Here is a 6,327-nt window from a genome sequence, read left to right on the forward strand (position 1 = left end):
AACCTGTATCTCACGCTTAGGAGGCGCGTGCACTGTCCATTGTGCTACGAGGAGGTGGGCGCGTATTGTAGCCCCAGCTTCCGGCTTGCGCCATTTTCCTGGGTGGCGGCTGCCGGTGCCGATCGGCCGGCGCACGCGGCCGGCAGCACGATCCGGCAGGTCGAAAATGCACTCCCCGCGCTGTGCCGGCAGGCGGCTCAGCCGGGTTGGGGAACGTCCTCGTGGCGCGCGCAGACGGTGGCTTACGGCAAGCTCTGACCGCTGCGCGTGCGGACGCTCTTGTGACTGTAGTCGGCGACGATCGGGCGCCTGAGGTCGCCGCGTGCCAGAAGGTAGTCGACGAAGGTCTGCGTATAGTTCAGGTAGGTGTTGACGCTGCGTCCGGCGCGGTGAATCGCTGCCAGTCCGGCGTAGCCGTCGCCGCCGCTCGCCAGGAAGTCGCTGGTAACCAGCGTGTAGCTGCGGTCCAGCTCGAGCGGCTGCCATTGGCCGCTGGCTTTGCGCTTGACCTCCAGGTTGGTCAGCCGGCTGCCGCGTGCCTGCGACATGTCCAGGTCCCAGCGCAGACCGGCGGCGTAGGGATGCGATCCGTCCGAACTGCCGTGATCGAGGTGATTGGCCAGCGCATCGTCGAGCACGCCGACGATTTCTCGCCCGGTGAGCTGGAACTCGTAGAGCACGTTGGTAAACGGAAGCACCGTGTAGGCCGTGTTGAAAGTGACCTCGCCGGCCGCTAGTGGGTTACGGATTCCGCCCGCATTCTGCAGCGCAATGTCGGCCAGCTTGCTCGCCTGGCGGTAGGCTTCGGCGACCGCTTGCGCGATGTCGCTGCCGCGCGCGAGCTGGTTGGCGTTTTCGCAGCCGGCCAGTCCGCTGCTCCGGTTGGTCGACTCGCCGGGAACGCGGACCAGGCAGAGCGCTTCGTTGGCGACGCCTATCCGCTGGCGCTTCATGTCGTCCAGGCGGCTGGCGTAGCGCGCCAGCTCGGCGGCTGCGAGCGGGTCGGGGTCGACCACTCGCAGCCCGCCGGCGTGCGTCGCCAGGCGCTCGAGGATCTGCCGACGCCGCGTCGCATCGACCGTAGCGAATTGGCCGGAAGCGTCCTTTTGCCGAAAGTCGTCGCCGATCGGTAGCGTCACCTCGCCGCTGCAGGCAAGGACTCTCGCCTGATCGTCGAAGCTGACCTTGAGCAGTCCGACGGCCTTGGCGTACTCCCAGGCCTGGACGACGCAGACCGGGTCGCCGTCGAGGTTCCTGACCACCGTCGGATAAGGGCCGGATGCCGCGCCGATGCCGACCGCTGAAAAGTCGCCGAGCAGCGTATGCGAGTCGCCGCCGACGATCACATCGACCTCGCTCAATTGCGCGGCCATCGCCAGGTCGGCGGCGTAGCCCTGGTGCGTGACCAGGACGATGTGCCGGATACCCTGCGCGCGCAGCTCGTCAATCGCCTTGCGGGCAGTCTCGATTTCGTCGAGAAAGCGCGTTGCCGGTAGCGGACGCGACGAGTTCATCGTCTTGCCGCGGACCTCGATGCCGACGATGCCGACGGTCAGTCCGTCCAGGCGTTTGCTGACGTACGGCTGCAGGTAGTCGTGCGCCTTGTGCGGCGCCAGTGGCGAGCCGATCGCCGGCTCGACATTGGCGGCGAGCACCGGCGTCCGGCAGCTTCCGGCACGCAGATGGTCGAGAAAGCGGCGCAGGCCTGAATCGCCCTCGTCGAATTCGTGATTGCCGATTTCGAAGGCGTCGAAGCACACTGTGTTCATCAGCGCGGCATCGGCTTCGCCGTTGTACAGCGTGTGATAGAGCGTACCGGTCATCGCGTCGCCGGCATGAATCTTGAGCAGATTGGGCAGGCCGGCGTATTGCCTGAAGATCGCGGTCAGGCGGGGAAATCCGCCGAGCGTGACGCGCGTGGCAAGTCCGTCGAGGCTGATTTCGAAGTTGGCGTGCGCTTCGAGATTCGAATGATGGTCGTTGATGTGCGCAATATGGATTTCGCGGCTGGCGGTGCCTCGTGGCGCAGCGAGTTCGGGGGTCTGACACGCCGTCAAAGCCAGCGTTACGACAAGGAGACTAGCGGCGAGCAGGCGGAGCGAAAGCAAGGAGCGCATGGTTCTCATTCCAGGCGGTAGCGACGAGACGAGACAGTATTCCACATTGCATCGATCGACGGGTGGCTGGACGATGCGCCACCGGCGGCAGCGCGGGTGCGTGCCGTTGGCGCCCTCGCTGAGGCAGGCGCCTGGGTATGACAAGACGCGGGCAACTGCTAGACTGTCGGATGCGCCCGGCTCATTTGCCGGGCGTGGGTATGCTCCGGCGCGAGATTGCGCTGCTCTTCGAGGAGGCAGAAATGGGTTTTTTTGATTTCGTCAAGCATGCAGGTGAGAAGCTGTTTGGTGCCAAGGAAGCAGAAGAGGCGTCTGCGGCGGTGGCCAGCGCGCCGGACGATGAGGCGGCGAAGGCGCGTCTCGATGAGTTGAACCGCGAAGCTGGCGCAGCGATCGAGTCCTACGTCAACACGCAAGGCTTGTCGGTGACCGGCTTGACCGTCACGTTCGACGGTTCGACCGGTGTGGCCAGCGTATTCGGCGTCGCCGCCGATCAGGCGAGCAAGGAAAAGATCCTCCTGTGTTGCGGCAACGTGACGGGTGTCGCCCAGGTCAACGACATGATGTCGGTCGACCAGAGCGAGCCCGAGGCCAGCTTCTACACGGTCGTCTCGGGCGACAACCTGTCGAAGATCGCCAAGGCGCATTACGGGGATGCGAACCAGTACATGGTGATCTTCGAAGCGAACAAGCCGATGCTCTCTCATCCCGACAAGATCTATCCCGGGCAGGTCTTGCGCATTCCGCCCCAATAGCGTCAGTTCAAATCAGGGACCATCATGGGAATCATCTGGACAATCGTTCTTGGCTTCGTGATCGGTGTGGTGGCGAAGCTGATTCATCCGGGCAAGGAGAACATGGGCTTCATCGTTACCGTTCTCCTGGGCATCGCCGGGTCGTTCTGTGCCGGCATGCTCGGCCAACTGCTTGGCTGGTATCGGGCGGGAGAGGGTGCCGGCTTCATCGCTTCGGTGATCATGGCGATCATCCTGCTCGCCATCTACGGCAAGATGCGTAGCGGATCGTCGTAAGCCCTGGCTGTTGCGGCTGACCGGGCGCGCCTGGCCAGCCGCACCAGGCGCCGGCCGTGCGCTTAGTCCGGCGCTTGGTGCGGCCGGCTCAGGCGTTCGAGCATCGCGCGTACTGCTCTGATTTGTTTGCCGTCGCGCGTCTGATAGTCGTCTCCGGTGTAGCCCCACCAGTCCCAGCAGGCGAAGGGATTGGTGATCCATTTCCACGACCAGAGCGCCGGGCCGTGACGTGCTGCGGTCTGCGGATAGAGCGCGATGATGCGGTTGGTGTCGGCCCAGCGATTGTAGCCGGCGCCCTCGACGAAGCGCCTGCCGATCTGCCGGGCGCTTTGCCGACAGCCGTGGAAGACCACATGGATGCGGCAGGGCGAACTCCGGCAGGCACGCGGGACATAGACGAAGCCCTCGTCGGCGAGTGAGGCATCGATCGGCTTGCCGTCGATGTAGGGCTGCTGCTTGAAGCTCAGCAACTCACCACTGGGCGTTGCCGTCGGCGCCTGCAGCGGACCAAGCAGATGGTTGAGGATTTCGCCGGCGGCGTCGAGATCGTCGCAGCGGTTGATGTAGGGCGAGGCAAACTGTCCGCAGGCGTTGGGCTGCGACTCGCTGACCGAGATCATCGCGTGCGCCGCTTCCGGGTGACGAACGAAGCGAATCGCCGAGGGCGGCAGCCATTCGGCGTAATAAGCGGCAAGTCGTTCCATTACTGGCGGTGCCACAGTTTCATCCCTGCCGCCGGAAAAAAGCCAGACGCGATCGTCGCGCAGACCGTCCAGCGGATCGATGCGGTTCTGTTTGGCAAGCGTCTCGCTGCGTTGCCGCAAGTCGGCGACCGACGGGAGCGGCGCCCACGACGATGGCGCCATGCATTGGGTCAGCGCGCGCCAGGCCGAGCCGTCGGCGCAGGCGTAAGGTCCGCCGGCGAGCACGCCGGCGCCGCGCACCAGGCTGGCGTGCGCGACCTGGAACTGAACGGCCATGTAAGCGCCGGAAGAGACTCCGGAAACGGTCACACCGGCCAACTCGGCGCCGAGCGCCGGCAGCACCGGGAGTGTTGGCTGCGCCGGCGGGGCCGCTGATGCGACGGGCAGCAGCAAGGCAGCCAGGAGCAGGGCCGGCGCAAGCCGCCGCGACATCCGCTTGCCAGGCAGCGGCGTGTGGCGAGAAACGCGCCTGGCTTTCCGCGTGGTGCACGAGAGCGGCGCGCCCGAACTCGGCGAAGGACCGGTTGTCCGGCAGTTTGCCGCGGCGGGCTCGTCCGCAGCGGTGAACGCCGACGGCATGCTCAAGGCGCAAGCGACGACTGGGTTCACTTCCAGGTTGTCCATTTTACAAATTGGCTGAAGGCACATGACGTCATTCTGCCGCGGGCCGGCCAGTCACCTTGCACGCTGCATGCCGTAAGCGTGCCATTTCGTCGACCACTGCGCCGCGCGGCTGCGCCCGTAAGGCAAAGCGCATTGTCTGGTCGAGCCATCGACCGTGTTGCGCAGCCGGCGCTCGGCACCATTCGGAAAAAACCTCTGAGCTCATTACCATACGGTGAACCCTCGGATGACGCAAAGCGAAAGCCGCAACGGCCGGCGGCTGGCGACATTCCCGCCGGCGAATGATATCGCTGATGCGCATTGCCGCCAATTGGCTCGCTCGCCAGCCTCGCCCATCCGTGGGCAAGCGGCGCGCGGGCTCGCTCATGTGTCGTCAGCGGGCTTGGTTCGCCGGACTGATCGTGCCTTGCCCGGCTGCACGCGCCGCGCATGGTCGGGCACAGCGCGGGTGAGTTCGCTTACACTTCGCGATTGGCCAGCAGCGCATCCTTGACCCCGCGCGCGCAGTGCGGTATATCGGGGAGGCTATGGGGGTTGCATTCGGTGCATTGGCCCGTTCGCCGCCGGTCTGCTCGTTGCCGGAGGGCCGCCGCCATTGCGGCCCGGATCGATGGAATGCTTGACTACGTTTGGGGAGCGATGATGGAACGTGAAGCGATGGAGTACGACGTAGTGGTCGTCGGGGCAGGTCCGGCGGGTCTGAGTGCGGCAATTCGCCTGAAGCAGCTCAACCCGGAACTCGCCGTCATGGTGCTGGAGAAAGGATCGGAAGTCGGCGCGCACATCCTGTCCGGGGCGGTCATGGAAAGCCGCGCGCTCGACGAATTGTTGCCCGATTGGCAGGCGCAGGGAGCGCCGCTTGGCGTCCAGGTCAACGAGGATCAGGTCTATCTCTATCGCAGCCAGACTGCGGCGGTTCGCCTGCCCGCTTTCGCCGTGCCGGCGCCGATGCACAATCTGGGCAATTACATCGTCAGTCTGGGCAGCCTCTGCCGCTGGCTGGCCGAACAGGCCGAGGCGCTCGGCGTGGAAATCTTCCCGGGCTTTGCCGCGGCCGAGATCCTGTACCACGATGACGGTGCGGTAAAAGGCGTGGCCACTGGCGACATGGGACGCGACAAGCGCGGCGAGCCGAAAGACAGCTTCCAGCCGGGTTTGGAGTTGCACGCCAAATACACGCTGTTTGCCGAAGGCGCCCGTGGGCAACTGGGCAAGGAACTGATCGCGCGCTACGATCTGGCCGCCGGCAGGACCGCCCAGCACTATGGCATCGGCATCAAGGAGCTGTGGCAGATCGACCCGGCCAAACATCGCGCCGGCCTCGTCGTGCACGGGGCCGGCTGGCCGCTCAGCGAACACGGCGCGACCGGTGGCTCCTTCCTCTATCACATGGCGGACAACCAGGTCGCCGTTGGCCTGATCGTGGACCTCAACTACGCTGATCCCTATCTTTCCCCCTTCGAAGAGTTTCAGCGTTTCAAGACGCAGAGCGGCATCAAAGCGTATCTCGAGGGCGGCAAGCGCCTCTGCTACGGGGCCCGGGCGATTACCAAGGGCGGCCTGAACAGTCTGCCGAAGCAGACGTTTGCCGGTGGCCTGCTGCTGGGCTGCGATGCCGGAACGTTGAACTTCGCGAAAATCAAGGGCATCCATACCGCGATGAAATCCGGCATGCTGGCCGCCGAGACGGTGCATTCAGCACTGCAGGCGGGCGACCAGGGGCGCAGCGAACTTGTCGCCTATGGCGATGCCTTGCGCGATTCATGGCTTTACAACGAACTTTACCAGGCACGCAGTTTCGGGCCGGCGCTGCACAAGTTCGGCACCTTCCTCGGCGGCGCATTCAACTGG

At 65.0% G+C, this 6,327-nt stretch carries 7 protein-coding genes; 5 read left to right on the plus strand and 2 right to left on the minus strand.

Going from position 1 to position 6,327, the window contains the following annotated elements; translation table 11 throughout:
• Positions 1-258, plus strand: a 258-nt coding sequence (locus tag RKP46_RS07060) for a hypothetical protein (RefSeq protein ID WP_311105991.1), incomplete at its 5' end; no start/stop codon positions are given.
• Here the strand turns inward: RKP46_RS07060 and RKP46_RS07065 are convergent.
• Positions 243-2,117: a 5'-nucleotidase C-terminal domain-containing protein gene (locus tag RKP46_RS07065; RefSeq protein ID WP_311105992.1), complete on the minus strand. Its 1,875-nt coding sequence runs from the start codon at positions 2,115-2,117 to the stop codon at positions 243-245. The two genes, RKP46_RS07060 and RKP46_RS07065, sit on opposite strands and share 16 nt — an antisense overlap.
• Before the next feature lie 242 nt (positions 2,118-2,359).
• On the opposite strand from RKP46_RS07065, the gene lysM reads away from it, so the two are divergent.
• Both lysM and RKP46_RS07075 read left to right on the plus strand, forming a co-directional pair.
• Positions 2,360-2,872, plus strand: coding sequence for a peptidoglycan-binding protein LysM (lysM, locus tag RKP46_RS07070; RefSeq protein ID WP_311105993.1), 513 nt, complete (start codon positions 2,360-2,362; stop codon positions 2,870-2,872).
• Between the two features lie 24 nt (positions 2,873-2,896).
• Positions 2,897-3,148, plus strand: coding sequence for a GlsB/YeaQ/YmgE family stress response membrane protein (locus RKP46_RS07075; RefSeq protein WP_311105994.1), 252 nt, complete (start codon positions 2,897-2,899; stop codon positions 3,146-3,148).
• A gap of 62 nt (positions 3,149-3,210) precedes the next feature.
• On the opposite strand, the gene RKP46_RS07080 is transcribed toward RKP46_RS07075, so the two are convergent.
• On the minus strand, positions 3,211-4,284 hold the full coding sequence (locus RKP46_RS07080) for a poly(3-hydroxybutyrate) depolymerase (protein ID WP_311105995.1): 1,074 nt from the start codon (positions 4,282-4,284) through the stop codon (positions 3,211-3,213).
• 49 nt (positions 4,285-4,333) lie between these two features.
• Here RKP46_RS07080 and RKP46_RS07085 point away from each other — a divergent pair, with 49 nt between their 5' ends.
• Together RKP46_RS07085 and RKP46_RS07090 are read left to right on the plus strand one after the other, a co-directional pair.
• Positions 4,334-4,492, plus strand: coding sequence for a hypothetical protein (locus RKP46_RS07085; protein ID WP_311105996.1), 159 nt, complete (start codon positions 4,334-4,336; stop codon positions 4,490-4,492).
• Between the two features lie 626 nt (positions 4,493-5,118).
• On the plus strand, positions 5,119-6,327 hold a 1,209-nt coding region (locus tag RKP46_RS07090), incomplete at its 3' end, for an NAD(P)/FAD-dependent oxidoreductase (RefSeq protein WP_311105997.1).

The organism is Accumulibacter sp. (assembly GCF_031732815.1).
In the GTDB taxonomy this organism is placed as follows: Bacteria; Pseudomonadota; Gammaproteobacteria; order Burkholderiales; family Rhodocyclaceae; genus Accumulibacter.